We start from the raw sequence: 17,946 nt of genomic DNA, 5'->3' as shown, positions 1-17,946 counted from the left end.
TTTTCACATCACTGATCAAACCAATTCCAAACCTCAATATCTCCAAGAATCGCATAACGAACGTGTGGTGAGTTTTGCAATTTTAATAACTCTTTAGACGGGCCAGTAATGACCATGCCGTATACTTTAACGCCGTTATCTTTTACGTACTGATAGCGCTTATCTAAGTTCAGATCTTTTTCACGAGTCCGAGTAGCTTCACTCACAATTTTTTTATGTTCAGAAAGAATGCGCATCATTTCGATTACTTCACTTTCTTTTGTTTTCGGTTGCTCTGCTTCACTATCAGGAAGGTCTATATGTTCTCGAAATCCGATAATCTCTCCGCTGTGCAAGATAAAATCGTCTTCATTTATTCTTTCTTGTCCTGTGTCTAAAGCGTACCATAAAGGAGTTGGCGGCATTTCTTGTGCTTCAAATGCGCTATAGAGAATTGATTCAACTTCTTGTAACGTATAAGGTTTGTCAAAAGATAGCGCTACTTCTGCAACTGTTCCCTCGTGTATCTTTCCAAGTGTATCCCAAACTTTTTTAGATGATTCTTTCAAAGAAGCTTCTTCCTTGATTTTTGGATGAACAAAGGAAAGTTTTTTTGAATAGGCTCTGTTTGCCCAAGGTTGATTTGTGATAGCTACAGATGATAAGAAACTACGCGTTGTTACTGTCCCAATTGGAAATTCTTTTTTGCCGACCGTTTTATATAAATCCATTTCATTTTCTGTACGGAAAAACGGTTTAATCTTTGTACTGCCTCCAGCGGAACGACTATTTGGCATTGTCGCTTCTAGTGCGAGTGCTGGAATCTCATCTACTTCAGCTAATTTTTTCATATTATAGAAGTAAAAAGAAGATGAAAAATGGCCAACAAAATAGATTGCTATACAAACGGCAAGGACAAAACTAACGGTTTGCCAACGCTGTTTCCATTTTATTTTCCAAAATGGGACTTTCAGATTTTGTGGCGGTAGTCTTTTCTTTATCGGTTCACTCTTCGAAAGCAACTCATCTAAGTACACTTCACACTCTTCACATGTCTCAATATGACTTTCTAACTGCTCTTGTTCATCATGCGTGAGCGTTCCATTTTCGTATTTCTCCCACAGTTTTTTAAACTCTGTACAACCCATCCTGATCACTCCTTTATGCTTTTCGTTTCTTTTCGTCCCCTGTGTAATTCAATTTTCACTTTCGCTAGTGAGAGACCAGTCATTTCTGCTATTTCCTTATACGAGAATCCGTAGTAATCTCGTAGTAGCAGGACATTTCGTCTTTCAAGGGGAAGAGAAGATAAGCTGTTTAACCAACTAGCAATCTCATGTTTTACGAAATAAGCATGCTCTGTACTTGGCACGTTTGGTAAATGGAATTCTTCCACTGTAGTTGTTTTATATTTTTTTTCTTTTCGATACCAATCGATAAAGGCGTTGTAGGCAATTGTAAATAACCACGGCCTAATTTCTTCTCCTTTATAATAGTCAATATGGACGAGCATTCGGTAAAAGGTTTCCTGCATGAGATCTTCAGCACAGTGAGAATCTCCGGTTAGGGAGAGAAGATAGCGAAATAAAGTGAAACTTTAATCAGTGGGGGTTTTCTTCATCCCCCACTGATTATTAGTTGAACCAATCGGACTTTTATGGGCAGTTGATCCCCCACCTAAATTCTTTGCTTTCGCTGCATTTTGAGGTGGGGGTCTTACTGCCCATTAAAGTGGGATAAATCTTGCATATGCTCGGAGTAAATGTCTTCTAATGATTGTTTGCGTTTCACTACATTTCCCTCCCTTCATACATAACAACGAAATACATATAAAAAAGTTACATTTGTTTTTGGAATTATAGTAAAAAACGTCAAGAATTGGATAGGATTCTCTTTTATCATAATACATATAAGGCGGGTGAACAGAGATGGAAAGCTATGAAACACAAATTCAAAGGTCAATTGATTATATTGAGGAAGATGTAATGGAAAAACAGACGCTGCGTAATTTAGCTCGCATTGCAGGTTTTTCCGAGTCGCATTTTCATCGTGTATTCCAAGCATTAGTAGGTGATACAGTAATGGAGTATGTTCGAAAGAGGAGGTTAGCCCGGGCAGCTTATCAACTTTCTCATACGGATGAAAAAGTTATTGATATCGCATTTGAGCATGGCTTTCAATCTCACGAAACGTTCACGAGAGCCTTTAAAAAAATATTTCAAATGACACCGAGTGAATATCGAAAACAAGAAATTGAAACACCGATGTATTACAGCGTGAATGTAAAGCAAAGAAAATTAAATCCGTATTTAGGAGGCATACAAATGGAATATCGTATTGTAAATAAACCAGAATTTTTAATGGCGGGTTATGAACTGAAGACGACAAGTAAAGAAGGGAAAAACCATCAAGACATCCCAGCATTTTGGCAAGAATATTTACAAAAAGACCTTGGAACGACGATTCCGAATCGTAAAGATACGAGCCAATGGGTAGAGCTTGGATTATGTACTGATTTTAATTTAGAAACGGGCGATTTCACTTATATTATCGGAATGGAAGTTACAGGCTTTGAAAATGTACCAAATGAAGTTGCAAAGCGTACTTTCCCAGCAGCAACATATGCCGTATTTACAACACCGAAAGTTCCTCATGAAGAAATGATATCGTCTATTCACCAAACGTGGAATGCAGTATTCTCAGAATGGTTCCCGCATTCAGGATACGAGCATTGCGGCGTTAATGAATTTGAACTATACGATGAGCGTTCCCATGCAGATAAAAGCGAGTTCGCTCAAATTGAACTTTGGATACCAGTGAAGAAGAAATAATAGAAAGAAAAGCGAGCCACTGAGTGGTTCGCTTTTTTAATTCGTAAAAACCCCGATTGTTGAATCGTTGTTTTTACGAAATATGAAACAGCTGCTCTTATCATATAGGTTGCTATATTTGCCGATTTTTGTCGGTAAATCGATATAACTTGAAAATCGCTCATATATTTTGAGTTACGCCGATATATTCAGAAAATCGCCGATATAATTTCATTTACCGATGCTCCCTAGAAATGAAAAAAGAAAAGACGCCACTTAGCGTCTTTTCTACGAACGAAACGGAAACACAAGTATAATCGTTGTTCCTTTTCCAAGTTCGCTATCGATAGAAATCGTTCCGTTATGAGCATGAACGAGCTGTTTCGTAATGGCGAGGCCAAGTCCCGTTCCGATGTTGCTTTCTTCTGTATTTGTTCCTCTGTAATATCGTTCAAATAGAAGCTCTTTCGTTTTATCATCCATCCCTTTTCCGTTATCTGAAATAGAGAGTGTGAATGAAGTAGCGTTTTGCGAAAGTTTTACTATGACATTAGTCGTTTCATTATTATGTTTTACCGCGTTTACTAGTAAGTTTTCGATAATACGCTGGAACCATTTTTCTTCAATGAAATATTGAATTTTGTTTGAGCTTGGTACGAATTCAATATTTTGATTTTGAAGTGTCGGATTATTAATAAATTGTAATAAGACTTTTTGGACGAATTGATTCATTTCAATGTTTACGTGCTGCGCAGGAAGACTGTTATTTTTTAATTGATACGTTAAGCTTAAGTCATCGATTAATGTCGTCATATATTGAGATTTCTCTTTCATAACGCTGCCGAATTGTTGAATGTCGCGATCAGTCCAGTTGTATTGCTGTGATTCTAGTAATAATGCGTAGCCATATATAGAACTAAGTGGTGTTTTTAAATCATGTGTGAGACCGGTAATCCATTCTTCACGTGTTTGCTGCAGTACTTGCCTCATCGCATCATTTTTTTTGAGTGTAATAGAAAGGTGCTCTAGTGAATTTGTCACATCACTAAATAAGCGGAATGACCATTTTTCTTTACCAGATCGCCGGAACCTGACAGGTTTCCCTTTTTTACTAACAGGTTCTTCGTACTTTCCACCAGCGATGTTTTTAAGCCAGCGCATCGCATGGAGTAACGGTTTTCCGAATTTATTACCGTACCAAATAGAAAGAATGACTAAATAAACAAATACGATAAGAAGGATTAATCCGCATCCGATTAGAAACTTTTTAGTAAATACATCGTCTATTTCATCATCTGGGTAGTAGTACTCATTTTTTGCAGTTACAACAAGAAGATGATTGCTATTTGTGTCGTAAAAGCTAGACGTGTTTTCTTTATGATTCCACGGTTCCTTTTCGCTAAGAGCAGCTTGTATGACAGAAAACGTTTTTTTCTTTCCATCTGGATAGGAGAATACTTCTTCGCCATCACTATTAAAGATTTGAAGTGCTGCTTTTTCTTTAGAAAGTAACTGTTTTTCCTCTTCTGTTAATATGAACGAATCCGTAGATACAGACGGGTGCTCTTTCTGTATTGTTTTCAGTAATACATTGCTTTTTAACATACCACCGTATATAACAAGTACGTTCTTTTCTTCTAATTCAATTTCCCAATATGTAAATGTATAAGGGCTTTCTATATGATTCTGTATATACGAGAATAAAGATGTTCTCGTATAAGATGTCGGTACGTCACTGGGCGTATTAAAGTGATAGAGAACTTTTCCATTTTCCTCTACAACTTGAATCCAATCATTTTTTTCTTTAATTAGGTCTTTTACTTCAGCTTTTAACGAAATATCGCCATCTTCTGAAGAGATATATCTTGCAATCATAAAATTATCAGCATCTGGAATATTCGGTTCGTATGAAGTACTAGTAACAAGGAAAATTAAATAAGTGAAAGCAGCTACTACAGCAAGCAGTAATGTAACTAAAACAAATACGTGTTGCAGGATAAACTGGATAATAAGTCGTTTATTAAAATTCATATCGTCACCTTACTTTGTAATGAACTTATAGCCAAGTCCGCGAACGGTTTTTATATATTCTGGTTTACTAGGGTCTTGTTCAATTTTTTCACGTAGTTTTCGAATGTGAACCATAACGGTATTATCATCGCCATTATAGGCAGGTGCTCCCCAAACTTTTTCGTATATTTCTTCTTTCGAAAATACGTAGTTCGGATTCTCGCAAAAGAAGAGTAATAGCTGAAATAGCTGGGCGGAACATTCGACAACATGTCCATTTACTGTAAGTTCTGCGGAATATCGATCAATTTCAAATCTACCAAATGAACTGAAGTTTGCTTTTTGTTCGTGTGGTACTGCTTGTTTTATATGTCTTCGGAGTTGTGCTTTCATACGAGCGACTACTTCAAGTGGATTAAATGGCTTCGTAATATAATCATCTGCACCGTGTGAAAATCCAGATATTTTATCTAAATCAGATGTTTTGGCTGTGAGGAAGAAGATAGGGCAATCTGTTTTTTCGCGAATGATTGGACAAATATCAAAACCAGATTGTCCAGGAAGCATGACATCTAAAATAATTAAATCGTAATCGTTTTGCGCGGTGAGAGATAAAGCTATTTCAGCGGATGTTGCAGTTGTAATATGAGAAAAACCTTCTTTTTCAAGAATGGTAGTTAGTAATTGTAAAATTGCTGTTTCATCATCAACGAGCAAAATATTTGCTTGGTACATAAAAAATCCCTCCTAATTTCCTCGAATATCATATCATCTTTCTATAATTTATGGAATTTTTAAGGAAATTTTAAGGTTTTCTTTCGCAAAAAATTAAGAATCAAATGATATGATAAAAGAACATAGGGGAGGAGATGAGTGTGAATCCGTTTCAAACGATGCGAGCTAGATATTTTTTAATTGTATTTGCACTATTAACTTTAGTTGCAAGAGTCAGTAATGAATTGATAGAAAATACATTTCATATGCAAAATTCTACTTTTATAAATATTCTTATATTCTACATCCTTCCGATTATATGGATTTTTTATGAATATAGAAAACACCGTGTTTCATTTTCATTATTTGTTAATAAAAATGAAACATTTAACCTGGTGCAAGTTTTATACATTACGATTATGTTATGCGTGTTTAGTTACGGGTATCTTATTTTGTACATGTATAGCTTTGCGTGGATTACACCGGAATTTATTATGAACGCATTACGTGAACCGATTATAGATAGTACAGGGGGATATGTATATCAATTTATTATGGTCGTATTCATTGCGCCAATTATTGGTGAATTTGTTTTTCGTGGATTTTTACTGCAACGCTTTGCAGCAAAATGGGGAACGAGTATAGCGATTATTGTAGTAGCGATGTTGTTTGCGTTGTTACATGTTGATTTCCTAGGCGCAGTAGTATTTAGCGTTGTACTATCAATCGTATATATTCGTACGAATAGTTTACTTATGCCAATTGCTATTCACATGTTAAACAATGCATTTGTAATCGGCGCTTCTTATTTAATAAATAAAGAAGAAATAATGAGTTTTGCAGATTTCTCAAATTATACGACCTTTTTCCCAGGACTTATTATTTTTATAACAGGATTAAACTTAGTACTCATCTTCTTATTTGTTAACCGCAAATATTGGAGTAAAGAAATGCCAGCTATATATGTAGAGCAGGAAAAAAGCTTTTCAGACGTAGTGGGGAGTAAATGAGATGAAGAAGACGATTGAAAAAATATTGAAAGACATTATAGATTCTACGTCTATTACAGATATGTGTGATAAAAGCGTTTGTCATTGGGTGCAACCTGTAGTAGATACGATTGTGTTTCCAGAGTATTACTTATTTTCTAGTACTCATGTAAAAGAAAATATTATTTCTCTTCTTATTGTGTTAGGGGTTTTACTAATATTTGGTCTAATTGTAGAAGAAATGATGAAGCGCATCTTCAGAAAAAATGAAGAGAAGTATATGTGGGTTCATAAAGTATTCGAGAAAGTAATAGTGGCTTTCCTTTTGTTTTATAGTATGAAAACAATCATTTACTTTATAGCTTTGAAACATCATTAATTCTAAATTTGAAAGGGATGTATAAAATTATATGAATGAAACAATATCATCAAATAAGTTTTTTTATTTGATTTTGCTTAGTATTGTGCTGATAACGACAGTTAATGTTATTCTTCGCTGGGAGGAAGCTTATTTCTTTATGTATTTAGCGCTCCATTTGTTAGGAATATTATGTATAAGCGGCGGAATAGTTGCTGAAAAAAAGAGTGAAGAAAGCATTAATTATATGTGTGTGACCGGTCTTATTTTACTTTTAGCTGTACAAGGTATTATGAAATATAGTACTTTTTCTTTACAAGATTTTAGTTTATTAGTGGATGTACTTCCTTAAGGGGGGCACGTTATGTTATGTAAGAAGCAAATAGGATACGTACTAGTTTTAATTGGATTTTTTACGCTTATTGTAACGACTTTATTTTTTCAAGACTATGAATATATACGCTATATAAAAGGCGCTGGTTTAATATGTTGGGTTGTAAGTACGTTTCTTATCCCAGAGTATGAACCGAAGAAAGTGTCTAAAGGTAGGTAAAACTCTTCTTTTCGTAGAAGAGTTTTTTTATGTAAATAAAAGGATCTCGAGCAATTCGCGTAATAAGCTTGTTCTAATTTAGCATGTACGAACTTACAATAATAATAGACAGGCAGCATAGAGGAGGGAATAGCGTGAGGAAGGTTATTGGGTGGTCGCTTTTTTTGTACGTTGGGTTTGCGTTGCTTATATATTGGTATTTATTTGGATGGAATCATGAACTGATTCCGGACATGTATAAAGGAACAAAGGCAGATCCAGAAACGTTTATGAATGCAAGAGAGCTTACGCTAAGCCAAGATTATTCGCGCGTGAAAAATTTACTGTACTTTTTAGCGACGCCTCTTGAATGGATTATTTTATTATTTGTACTTGTGCTCGGTGTTTCAAGAAAGTTTGAGAAATGGTCGAAGGAAACGACGAAAATAAGTGTCCTGCAAGTCGCGATTTATTTCTTTTATTTATCACTACTCACAACAGTTCTAGCCCTGCCGATGCAATGGATTAGCCGAAAAGTGTCAGTTGATTACGGCATTTCAACGCAAAGTACACAAAGCTGGATAAAAGATCACATTATCGGTTTTTGGGAGAGTTATGCGACGATGCTAATCGTAGTTACCGTTCTGTTATGGCTTATCCGTAAATTCCCGAAGCGATGGTGGCTAGCAGGGTGGGCACTCTCTGTTCCATTTACAATCTTTTTAACATTTATACAGCCGGTCGTTATTGATCCACTTTATAATGACTTCTCGACGCTGAAAAATAAAGAATTAGAAACGAAGATTTTAGCGATAGCAGAAAAAGCTGATATTCCAGCTAAACATGTATATGAAGTAAATATGTCGGAAAAAACGAATGCATTAAATGCATATGTAACAGGAATTGGCCCTAACGCTCGTATTGTAATGTGGGATACAACGCTTAAGCAATTAAAAGATAAAGAGATTTTATTTATAATGGCCCATGAAATGGGGCATTATGTTATGAAACATATATATTGGGGCGTAGCGAGTTATGTGTTGCTATCGTTTATAGGGATGTATTTCATTAGTCGTATTATAAATATGTGTATTCGAAAATGGGGAGATACGCTGCAAATTTCAAAAGTAGCATGTTTCTCAATTTTACCTTTATTTTTCTTAATTTCTTCAGTACTCTCTTTTGCATCACAGCCAGCAACAAACTATGTTTCTCGTATAGAAGAACGAGCGGCAGATCAATATGCTTTAAATATGACGAAAGATGGGGCATCTGGTGTAAAAACGTTTCAATATTTATCAAAAACGAGTTTAAGCCAAGTAAATCCGCCTGCGTTAGTGAAGTTTTTCTTATACACACATCCACCAATTTTCGAAAGAATTCATACGTTTGAACAATATGAGAAACAAAGCAAAAAGAAGTAGCTATTATGCTACTTCTTTCTTTATAGAGATATAAGTCTGATATTGGGAATATTTATCATTGCTTTTTATTGTGATTTTGTAAATAATAAGCTATAAAATTCTAAAAATCTATATATAAAGGAATAAAGGTGGAAAAATGTATTTTTTACAAAATTTAAAAGTGAAATATAAATTATTATCGCTTATTTCATTAGCAGTTTTAGGTATGGTAATTATGAGCTGTGTAGCAATTAATTCTATTAACAAGATTAAGCATGATACAGAGGTTGTAGTAGATGATTATCAACATTCTGTAGTTTTATTAGAAGGAATGCTTCGTACACAAAATTCACTAGAGTATAACTTACTAGAATTAATTACAGCGTCACCAAATGAGGAGACAAATAAAGAGGGGATTATTGGGAATATTGAAAAGGATCTTGAAAAATATGATTCTTTATTAAAAGAATATGATGATGGCTTCAATTTAAGTAAGCAAGAGGATGAGCTGTTTCAGAAGATGAAGGAATCTTTGCCAAGTTATATGGAGACATATAAGAAGTTGTTTGATAAAGCGAAGGTAACAAATGAATCTCAAATGGTAAACGAATTTCATAAGGAATTAAAACCGAAGGGAGTAGAGTTAGCTAGTTATGCTGTAGATCTAGAAGCGTATGTTTCAAATTTAGCTGACCAAGTATTTAAAGATTCTCAAAAAATGATAGATCGGTCCGTTATTACTTTTATCATTCTTGTAGTAGTTACTACAGTCATTATATGTATAGTAAGTTATATTATTAGCAAGCTTATAGTTGCTCCTTTACAAACGGTTAGTCGTATGATGGAAAGAGCAAAAGAAGGAGATTTAACTGTACATGGTGAGTATAATGCTAAGGATGAATTAGGTGTATTAGTAAGTGATTTTAACGAAATGATTGCAGGGCTAAGAACAAATATGCAAGAAGTAGAGAATAATATTCAGCTTTTATTCCAACATGCAGACGGAGTAGTATCTGCATCGGAAGTATCTAGTGGTGCAGCGAAGAAAATCACTATAGATATTGAAGAAGTTGCAAATGGCGCAGAGGGCCAAATGCAGGCAATGGAGCAAACTGCGGGTGCGATGGAAGAGTTGACACAAGGAATGCAGAGTATAGTGAATACATCATCCTCTGTAAATGAATTGTCTGCTCAATCAGCATTAGATGCAGAGAGTGGTAACAAATTAATGAAACAAATGATTCAACAGATGGATACAATCCAAAATTCAGTACATAACGGTGTGAAACAAGTAGAGACTATGAAAGAACAATCAGAAGAAATTGTTAAAATCATTGATGTTATGCAAGGTATTACCTCTCAAATTAACTTATTAGCATTAAACGCCGCAATTGAGGCTGCCCGTGCTGGGGAAAGTGGTAGAGGATTTGCAATTGTGGCAGATGAAGTAAGAAAATTAGCAGAACAATCTAGTGATTCTGCAAAACAAATTGAGAAGCTTATTACTCAAGTTATGGGAACAACGAACCATACGGTACATATGATGGGGAAAGTAGATAAGGAGGTACAGGCAGGTACACAAGTAGTAATGCATACAGAAAAAGTATTTGGAAAAATTACAGAAAAAGTACAGCAAGTATCTGAGCAAATTCAAACGGTATCTATGTCTACAGATGAAATTGCAGCGAGTAGTGAAGAGATTTCGGCTTCTGCAGAAGACATGGCTCAAATATCCCAAAGATCATCTGACCGCACTGATAGGGTAAAAGAGTCTATTCAACAGCAAGAAAAATCTGTTCAAGAGATCTCGGTTTCAATTGAACAGATGCATAATGCAGCAGGAGGATTAAAACAAATAGTTGCCCAATTTACTCTTCAAAAGTAGTAGTATATTTAAGTTTTAATATAGAAAAATTCCACTCAATAAATAAAAAAATCATCCTATATAACAAAGGATGATTTTTTTATGGGAATTTTGTGCACCTATCACTTAATATATTCTAATTTTTTACAATTTTCCGATTGTAATATATAATAATACGTAATGTTTTGGAGATTTTTCATTTGTAAAAGATAGTTTATAGGAGGAGAGAAAGGGTGTTCAATAAAAAATCAATGCCGGCTATAAAAATGATCCTTTCGATGTCTATTTTCGGATCAATTGGATTTTTTTCTACTCAAACAGGCTTACCGTCTTTTGAATTAGTATTCGTTCGTTGCATTTGTGCGACTATATTTTTAGCATTGTGTTGGCTCGTAACAGGACAGTATAAAAGTGAGAAATGGAATAAAAAAGAAGTAATGCAAATATTAGCATGCGGCGTATTTCTCGTTTTTAACTGGGTATTTTTATTTAAAGCGTTTGAAGTTATGTCGATTACAATTGCGATTTCAGTGTACCATCTTGCACCCATTATCGTATTAATGATTGGTAGTATTGTATTTAAAGAGAGACTTACAGTATTTGCGGTTATGTCCATTGTCATTTGTTTTATCGGTACCGTTTTAGTAGCTGGAGTAGACGGTAGTATGTCGTTAGAGAAATTAATGTCATCTGGAATGGTATGGGCACTTCTTGCAGCGTTATTTTATGCTTTTACCACTTTATTAGGAAAAGGAATTCAGCATACGAGCGCATATGCGATGACATTTTTACAAACGTTTTTAGGTATATTTTTATTGCTACCATTCGTAGATTTTGGCAAGTTTCAAGGGTTAACAGAGATGAACTGGATGATGATTACAGCAACAGGACTTATACATACGGGATTTGTATATTACTTATTTTTTGACAGTTTAAGAGGTTTATCGACGAGATTAATTTCTGTATTAGTGTTTTTAGATCCTGCGGTTGCAATATTATTAGATACAGTCTTTACCGGGTTTAGACCGACTAGTATGCAAGTAGTAGGGATTGTTCTTATATTTGTAGGAATGGCATTTACTTTTCGCAAGGGAACAGAGAAGGAATTATCGATGAAGGAAAGTGCTACTTTATAATTTGAACAAAATGATATTGAAAAGACACATATATATACTATTTGCGTCTTTTTGTGTCAATAAAGTGAAATTTAAAAATGTAAAGGAGTTCACAAAGAGATTGTAGAATTTTTAATATATAGTACCTTAGATGTGACAGCTTCCTTTTTGAAATAAGAAAGAAGGAGGTATAAAGCAGAGAGGACAATGAAGAAAAAATATTGGGTGTAATGATGATTGCGACAATGGTAGGCGGTATATTTGCAGGGACGAATGTGGCCCCTGTAAAAGCGGAAAGTGCACCATTACAAAATACAAATCCAATTGTATTTAAAGATGTACCAAAAGGACATTGGTCAGAAGAGGCAATTCATAATTTATCGGCAAACGAAATTATTTTTGGATATGGGGATGGAATTTTCGGTTTTGGTGATGACGTAACACGTGAACAAGTTGCAGCTTTAATTTATCGTGTATTTGATATAGAAGAACAAGAGGAATATGAAAACCCATATGGGGATATCGATGAAAACTCAACAAACTTTATTGAAGAGATATTAGCTTTAACGGAACTAGAAATTTTTATGGGAGACAAGCATGGAAACTTTAGACCGAAAGCAACGTTAACTCGTGTGAAAATGGCGCAAGTGCTTACGAATGCTTTTGATTTACAGGCGAAGGGATCTCATACGCTTAATGATGTTTCAGCAAATTCATGGGCAAAGAATGCAATTAGTGCAATACAAACAAATGGTATTACAGCGGGAATCGGAGATAATAAATTCGGCCTATCCATGAAAGTAAAAAGAGAGCAATACGCACAGTTTTTATACAAAGCAATTTTGCATGATATGGAACAAAGACAGCAATAAGGTTTAACTAGTAAAGTGATATTTGAAAAATAATACAAAAAGGTCATTGTTGTATAACAGTGGCCTTTTTTGTATGGGATAAAGTGCGAAAGAAAGGTATTTTGAAAAAAAACGAAATGAATTTTCAAAAAAAACTTCCTTTTCTGAAGATTTGTTATATAATATAAAACATAAAATCAAATCTGTTATAAAACAGTTTAAGAAGGGGATGCTAATATGTCGACGCAAACTTCACGGGTTACATTGCCCGGAGACATGTTACCAGCGTACAACGAAATATTGACACCTGAGGCGCTTAGTTTTTTAAAGGAACTACATGAAAATTTTAATAAGCGCCGCATAGAACTTTTACAAAAGCGCGCGGAGAAACAAAAGAGAATTGATGCAGGAGAGTTTCCGAAGTTTTTAGAAGAAACAAAGCGCATACGTGAAGCGGATTGGACAATTGCTCAATTGCCAAAAGATTTAGAGGATCGCCGCGTAGAGATTACTGGACCAGTGGATAGAAAGATGGTTATTAACGCTTTAAATTCAGGAGCGCATCTTTTTATGGCAGATTTCGAAGATTCGAATTCACCAACTTGGGAAAATGCGATTGAAGGTCAAATAAACTTACGAGATGCAGTGCAGGGAACGATTTCACATAAAAATGAAAATGGAAAAGAATATCGTTTAAATAGTAAAACAGCAGTATTAATTGTGCGTCCAAGAGGATGGCATTTAGAAGAAAAACATATGCAAGTTGATGGGAAGAATATGTCTGGTAGCTTAGTAGATTTCGGACTTTATTTTTTCCATAATGCGAAAGCTCTCTTAGCAAAAGGAAGCGGTCCATACTTTTATTTACCGAAAATGGAAAGCCATTTAGAAGCAAGGTTATGGAATGATGTTTTCGTATTTGCTCAAAAATATATCGGTATTCCAAACGGAACGATTAAAGCGACGGTGTTACTGGAAACGATTCACGCTTCGTTTGAAATGGATGAAATTTTGTATGAGCTTAAAGATCATTCTGCTGGATTAAATTGCGGAAGATGGGATTATATTTTCAGCTTTCTAAAGAGTTTCCGTAATCATAATAAATGTTTACTTCCAGATAGAGCGCAAGTCACGATGACGGCGCCGTTTATGCGCGCGTATTCTTTGAAAGTCATTCAAACGTGTCACCGCCGTAATGCACCAGCTATTGGAGGAATGGCAGCACAAATTCCAATTAAAAACAATCCAGAAGCGAATGAAGCAGCTTTCGAAAAAGTGCGTGCAGATAAAGAGCGCGAAGCTTTAGACGGTCATGACGGGACTTGGGTTGCCCACCCGGGACTTGTACCAGTCGCGATGGAAGTATTTAATCACATTATGAAAACACCGAATCAAATTTTTAGAAAACGTGAAGAAATACATGTTACAGAAAAGGATTTATTAGAAGTACCGATGGGAACGATTACAGAAGAGGGGATTCGCCTAAATATTAGCGTAGGTATTCAATATATTGCATCTTGGTTAAGCGGACGGGGAGCAGCACCAATTTATAACTTAATGGAAGATGCGGCAACAGCGGAAATTTCTAGGGCACAAGTATGGCAATGGATTCGTCATGAAGGTGGAAAGCTAAATGACGGCCGTAATATTACGCTTGAATTGATGGAAGAGCTAAAAGAAGAAGAATTAGCAAAAATAGAAAGAGAGATTGGTAAAGAAGCCTTTAAGAAAGGGAGATTCCAAGAGGCGACAACGTTGTTTACAAATCTCGTTCGAAATGATGAATTCGTACCATTTTTAACACTACCGGGTTATGAAATTTTATAAAAAATGAAAAGGGGATGGAACAATTGAAAAACGAAAGAATCGAGAAATTACAAGAGAGTTGGGAACTAGATACGCGCTGGAAAGGGATTACACGCCCATATTCGGCAGAAGATGTAATTCGCTTGCGCGGGTCAATTGATATTGAACATACATTAGCGCGCCGCGGTGCTGAAAAGCTTTGGTCATCGCTTCATACGGAAGATTATATTAACGCACTTGGCGCATTAACAGGAAACCAAGCGATGCAACAAGTGAAAGCTGGGCTAAAAGCAATTTATTTAAGTGGATGGCAAGTCGCTGCAGATGCGAACCTTTCTGGACATATGTATCCAGACCAAAGTCTATATCCAGCGAACAGCGTACCTGCTGTAGTAAAACGAATCAATCAAACGCTTCAACGTGCGGATCAAATTCAGCATATGGAAGGAAGCGATGATACAGATTATTTCGTACCGATTGTAGCAGATGCAGAAGCAGGATTTGGCGGACAATTAAACGTATTTGAACTGATGAAAGGTATGATTGAAGCGGGTGCATCAGGTGTGCACTTTGAAGATCAATTATCTTCAGAGAAAAAATGCGGCCATTTAGGCGGAAAAGTATTATTACCAACGCAAACAGCGGTGCGTAATTTAATCTCGGCACGCCTTGCAGCAGACGTAATGGGAGTGCCGACAATTATTGTTGCAAGAACAGACGCGGATGCAGCAGATTTAATTACGAGCGATATTGATCCAGTTGATAAAGCATTTATTACAGGTGAAAGAACTCCAGAAGGATTTTACCGTACGAAAGCAGGTCTTGATCAAGCAATTGCACGTGGTTTAGCATACGCTCCTTATGCAGATCTCGTTTGGTGCGAAACATCTGAACCAAATTTAGAAGATGCAAAACGATTTGCGGACGCAATTCATAAAGAGCATCCAGGGAAATTGCTTGCATATAACTGTTCACCTTCATTTAACTGGAAACAAAAATTAGATGAAAAAACAATTGCAAGCTTCCAAAAAGAAATCGCATCTTACGGTTATAAGTTCCAGTTCGTAACACTAGCTGGATTCCACTCGTTAAACTACGGCATGTTTGAATTAGCACGTGGCTATAAAGAGCGCGGCATGGCAGCGTACTCTGAACTACAACAAGCAGAATTCGCAGCAGAAAAACACGGATACTCTGCAACTCGTCACCAACGCGAAGTAGGAACAGGTTACTTTGATGAAGTAGCTCAAGTTATTACAGGTGGTACTTCATCAACGACAGCGCTAAAAGGATCTACAGAAGAAGCACAGTTTACGAAATAAAAGGAAGGGGCACCTTTTTAAAGGGTGCCCTTGTTATTTTCGGAACGATTCGAGAGTAAATGGAAATACATCAACGGTTTTTCGAATATATTGACTTACCGACAAAAAAGACGATAGTATCAAATCCACTCAGCTCTATGATCGCGAATAAACTTCATATCTTTCTCATAATGCTCTAAATGTCCTTCATCAATCATTCTCTGGAAATTCAAGTCGCCTTCTTGTGCTTTTCTTTTCATATATGTACATAATGCTTCTAATCGTAGTAACACTATTCCTAAGTAATCTTCGTCCATACTTTTACCGTAGGACTGGACAAACAATTTCACTCTTTCTTTCATACGGCTAGCATGTTGTGCCGATTCATAATGAACTGCCTCACCCGATTCTGTATAATACACTCTACTTAAAGGTACACAAGTATAAAGCGTATAAGCGATATCCCAAATTCTCGGACCAGGAGCAGCAACATCGAAATCAATAATACCTACTGGTTTCTCGTCATGAAAAATAATGTTATATATAGCAAAATCGTTATGGCAAATAACCTCAATGTTATTTGGAGTAAGATCCATCGGTTGCCATTCATCTGATAAGGGAAAGTCACTTACCGCATCATGATAAAGGCGGAGCATCTTTGCTATTTCCTTTAAAACATCATTAGATCGCATATATTCTTTTAAAGGATAATTCCCAGCGTCTCCTTCAATAAAGGATAAAATCTCTCTATCTTTTTCATCTACACCTAAAAACTTTGGAGCATGATGAAACCCTTTGTTTTCTAAGTGCTGTAATAATGTATGAATTTTTGCACTACCTGGCTTTAATTCTCGCCGAACAGTATTTTCAGAACGATACACATTTGATACATTTCCCCCTGTAAGCTTTTCCTCGTTGGTGTAGTTTGACATATAATCCCCTCCAATATAACGACTGTACAATTATATTGTAACACTTCAGAACAAGGGATGTAATCGTATTCAAATGATGTTTGTGTTCACTTCATAGTGAAATCCGCACATACTAAAATCAATTATTTACGAATGTACAATCAATTTAATTTGTCAGTTATTTTCAAAAAAGATTGTACATTTCATTTTAAGTATGCTATGATGAAGTCAGTTGAATAGTTAAATTAAGCAATCCATATATTATCAAGTGCCGAAAAACGAACGAGAAAAAGTATGTGAGAACTAGTTTATGTTTCGTGTTTGATAATGTGTGGATTCTTTTTTTATACAGGAAGACTAAAATAAATTGTGTTTTCTTTAGGAGGAAATAATTATGGCAGTAACAGGACAAGTAAAATGGTTTAACAACGAAAAAGGATTCGGTTTCATCGAAGTTCCAGGCGAAAACGATGTATTCGTACATTTCTCTGCAATCGAAACTGAAGGTTTCAAATCTCTAGAAGAAGGTCAAAAAGTTAGCTTCGAAATCGAAGATGGTAACCGTGGACCTCAAGCTAAAAACGTAATCAAACTATAATTTTATAGTTCATTATGGAAAAAAGGATGGCTGCTGCCATCCTTTTTTTTGTTGTAATATACGAGCATAATGATTATATTTGGGGGAAAAGTATACAAATGAAGTCATACTCGATGTTCGTAGTGGGAATAAAGAAGATCTACACAATACGATTGAAGAAATCTCATTCGCCCGTTTTAGATGAATAAGAAAAAATAGTCGGTTTTTTTGAGGACGAAGAAGAGTAAAAGGCTTTCCAAAATGGAAGGCCTTTTACTCTTCTTTTCCAATCTTTTTCTTCTCACGTTTCTTACATTCAGAGCATTTCGATTTACGAAAAGGCTTTGCGAAGAATAGTAGAATGAAAAACAAACCGAATATAATACTAGCTGAATTTTTCACGATCACAATGCTGCTATTTTTCATTTGAATTGTTGGTTGCATTTCTTTTTCTTCCATAGTGGACCTCCATTTATTGGATTTTCCTTTTAATTATAGCAAAGTTAATTGTCGTAATGATGCGAAATGAGGAAGTAGTTGTAAATATTTATCGGTAGTATAAATACATTTTATATAGGTTTTTATTACGGAAACAATATATTGTTATTTTATAATTTAAAAGATGTTTGATAAATGATAAATTATTGTAAAAAAGCGGAATCTGAAAACCATTTCCTTTTCATAGGTGCTAGAATTATATATGCAGCTGCTAATATAAAAAGAAAA

17 protein-coding genes and 1 pseudogene are annotated in these 17,946 nt (G+C 35.4%); 12 read left to right on the top strand and 6 right to left on the bottom strand.

The window, feature by feature from the left end; translation table 11 throughout:
* Positions 1 to 8: 8 nt before the first annotated feature.
* Both QEP67_RS22265 and QEP67_RS22260 read right to left on the bottom strand, forming a co-directional pair.
* A complete protein-coding gene (locus QEP67_RS22265; RefSeq protein ID WP_048567019.1) occupies positions 9 to 1,127 on the bottom strand; it encodes an anti-sigma factor in 1,119 nt (372 codons plus the stop codon).
* Positions 1,128 to 1,132: 5 nt separating this feature from the next.
* Positions 1,133 to 1,567: pseudogene (locus QEP67_RS22260) on the bottom strand (RNA polymerase sigma factor); the annotation flags it as partial.
* Positions 1,568 to 1,907: 340 nt separating this feature from the next.
* Here QEP67_RS22260 and QEP67_RS22255 point away from each other — a divergent pair.
* The gene (locus tag QEP67_RS22255) at positions 1,908 to 2,810 is read left to right on the top strand and encodes an AraC family transcriptional regulator (protein WP_000446839.1); all 903 of its coding nucleotides are present in this window, start codon (positions 1,908 to 1,910) and stop codon (positions 2,808 to 2,810) included.
* Positions 2,811 to 3,077: 267 nt separating this feature from the next.
* On the opposite strand, the gene QEP67_RS22250 is transcribed toward QEP67_RS22255, so the two are convergent.
* Positions 3,078 to 4,820, bottom strand: coding sequence for a HAMP domain-containing sensor histidine kinase (locus QEP67_RS22250; RefSeq protein WP_001010431.1), 1,743 nt, complete (start codon positions 4,818 to 4,820; stop codon positions 3,078 to 3,080).
* Positions 4,821 to 4,829: 9 nt separating this feature from the next.
* Positions 4,830 to 5,534, bottom strand: coding sequence for a response regulator transcription factor (locus tag QEP67_RS22245; RefSeq protein ID WP_000283856.1), 705 nt, complete (start codon positions 5,532 to 5,534; stop codon positions 4,830 to 4,832).
* A gap of 140 nt (positions 5,535 to 5,674) precedes the next feature.
* On the opposite strand from QEP67_RS22245, the gene QEP67_RS22240 reads away from it, so the two are divergent.
* The 10 genes from QEP67_RS22240 to aceA all read left to right on the top strand — a co-directional run bounded on the left by QEP67_RS22240 (position 5,675) and on the right by aceA (position 15,753).
* Positions 5,675 to 6,523: a type II CAAX endopeptidase family protein gene (locus QEP67_RS22240; RefSeq protein ID WP_001067969.1), complete on the top strand. Its 849-nt coding sequence runs from the start codon at positions 5,675 to 5,677 to the stop codon at positions 6,521 to 6,523.
* A 1-nt stretch (position 6,524) separates the two neighbouring features.
* Positions 6,525 to 6,881 (top strand): hypothetical protein, encoded by a 357-nt coding sequence (locus QEP67_RS22235; RefSeq protein WP_000750876.1) that lies wholly within the window; start codon positions 6,525 to 6,527, stop codon positions 6,879 to 6,881.
* Positions 6,882 to 6,912: 31 nt separating this feature from the next.
* A complete protein-coding gene (locus QEP67_RS22230) occupies positions 6,913 to 7,212 on the top strand; it encodes a hypothetical protein (protein WP_001006045.1) in 300 nt (99 codons plus the stop codon).
* A gap of 12 nt (positions 7,213 to 7,224) precedes the next feature.
* Positions 7,225 to 7,413, top strand: coding sequence for a hypothetical protein (locus tag QEP67_RS22225; RefSeq protein WP_000882301.1), 189 nt, complete (start codon positions 7,225 to 7,227; stop codon positions 7,411 to 7,413).
* A gap of 134 nt (positions 7,414 to 7,547) precedes the next feature.
* Complete coding sequence (locus tag QEP67_RS22220; protein ID WP_048567020.1) at positions 7,548 to 8,816, top strand: M48 family metallopeptidase; 1,269 nt, start codon at positions 7,548 to 7,550, stop codon at positions 8,814 to 8,816.
* 136 nt (positions 8,817 to 8,952) lie between these two features.
* Positions 8,953 to 10,680, top strand: coding sequence for a methyl-accepting chemotaxis protein (locus QEP67_RS22215; protein WP_048567021.1), 1,728 nt, complete (start codon positions 8,953 to 8,955; stop codon positions 10,678 to 10,680).
* 212 nt (positions 10,681 to 10,892) lie between these two features.
* Positions 10,893 to 11,795 carry a DMT family transporter gene (locus QEP67_RS22210; RefSeq protein ID WP_081253853.1) on the top strand — a complete coding sequence of 301 codons (903 nt, stop codon included), beginning with the start codon at positions 10,893 to 10,895 and terminating at the stop codon, positions 11,793 to 11,795.
* Between the two features lie 209 nt (positions 11,796 to 12,004).
* Entirely contained in the window at positions 12,005 to 12,646 is a 642-nt protein-coding gene (locus QEP67_RS22205) for an S-layer homology domain-containing protein (RefSeq protein WP_353706635.1), read from the top strand.
* Between the two features lie 216 nt (positions 12,647 to 12,862).
* Positions 12,863 to 14,452, top strand: a complete 1,590-nt coding sequence (aceB, locus tag QEP67_RS22200) for a malate synthase A (protein ID WP_000107297.1) — start codon at positions 12,863 to 12,865, stop codon at positions 14,450 to 14,452.
* Positions 14,453 to 14,475: 23 nt separating this feature from the next.
* Positions 14,476 to 15,753 (top strand): isocitrate lyase, encoded by a 1,278-nt coding sequence (aceA, locus tag QEP67_RS22195; protein ID WP_000787360.1) that lies wholly within the window; start codon positions 14,476 to 14,478, stop codon positions 15,751 to 15,753.
* A 119-nt stretch (positions 15,754 to 15,872) separates the two neighbouring features.
* On the opposite strand, the gene QEP67_RS22190 is transcribed toward aceA, so the two are convergent.
* Positions 15,873 to 16,664, bottom strand: a complete 792-nt coding sequence (locus QEP67_RS22190; RefSeq protein ID WP_000074028.1) for a phosphotransferase — start codon at positions 16,662 to 16,664, stop codon at positions 15,873 to 15,875.
* A 373-nt stretch (positions 16,665 to 17,037) separates the two neighbouring features.
* Here QEP67_RS22190 and cspA point away from each other — a divergent pair, with 373 nt between their 5' ends.
* Positions 17,038 to 17,241: an RNA chaperone/antiterminator CspA gene (cspA, locus tag QEP67_RS22185; protein ID WP_000301521.1), complete on the top strand. Its 204-nt coding sequence runs from the start codon at positions 17,038 to 17,040 to the stop codon at positions 17,239 to 17,241.
* A 252-nt stretch (positions 17,242 to 17,493) separates the two neighbouring features.
* Here cspA and QEP67_RS22180 read toward each other — a convergent pair whose 3' ends face one another.
* Positions 17,494 to 17,679, bottom strand: coding sequence for a hypothetical protein (locus QEP67_RS22180; RefSeq protein WP_000391438.1), 186 nt, complete (start codon positions 17,677 to 17,679; stop codon positions 17,494 to 17,496).
* Between the last annotated feature and the right edge of the window lie 267 nt (positions 17,680 to 17,946).

It is taken from the genome of Bacillus cereus group sp. MS39 (genome assembly GCF_040448665.1).
Classification (GTDB): Bacteria; Bacillota; Bacilli; order Bacillales; family Bacillaceae_G; genus Bacillus_A; species Bacillus_A wiedmannii.
Note: the sequence above shows the minus strand (reverse complement) of the source record. Positions and strands in the feature narration are given on the sequence as shown.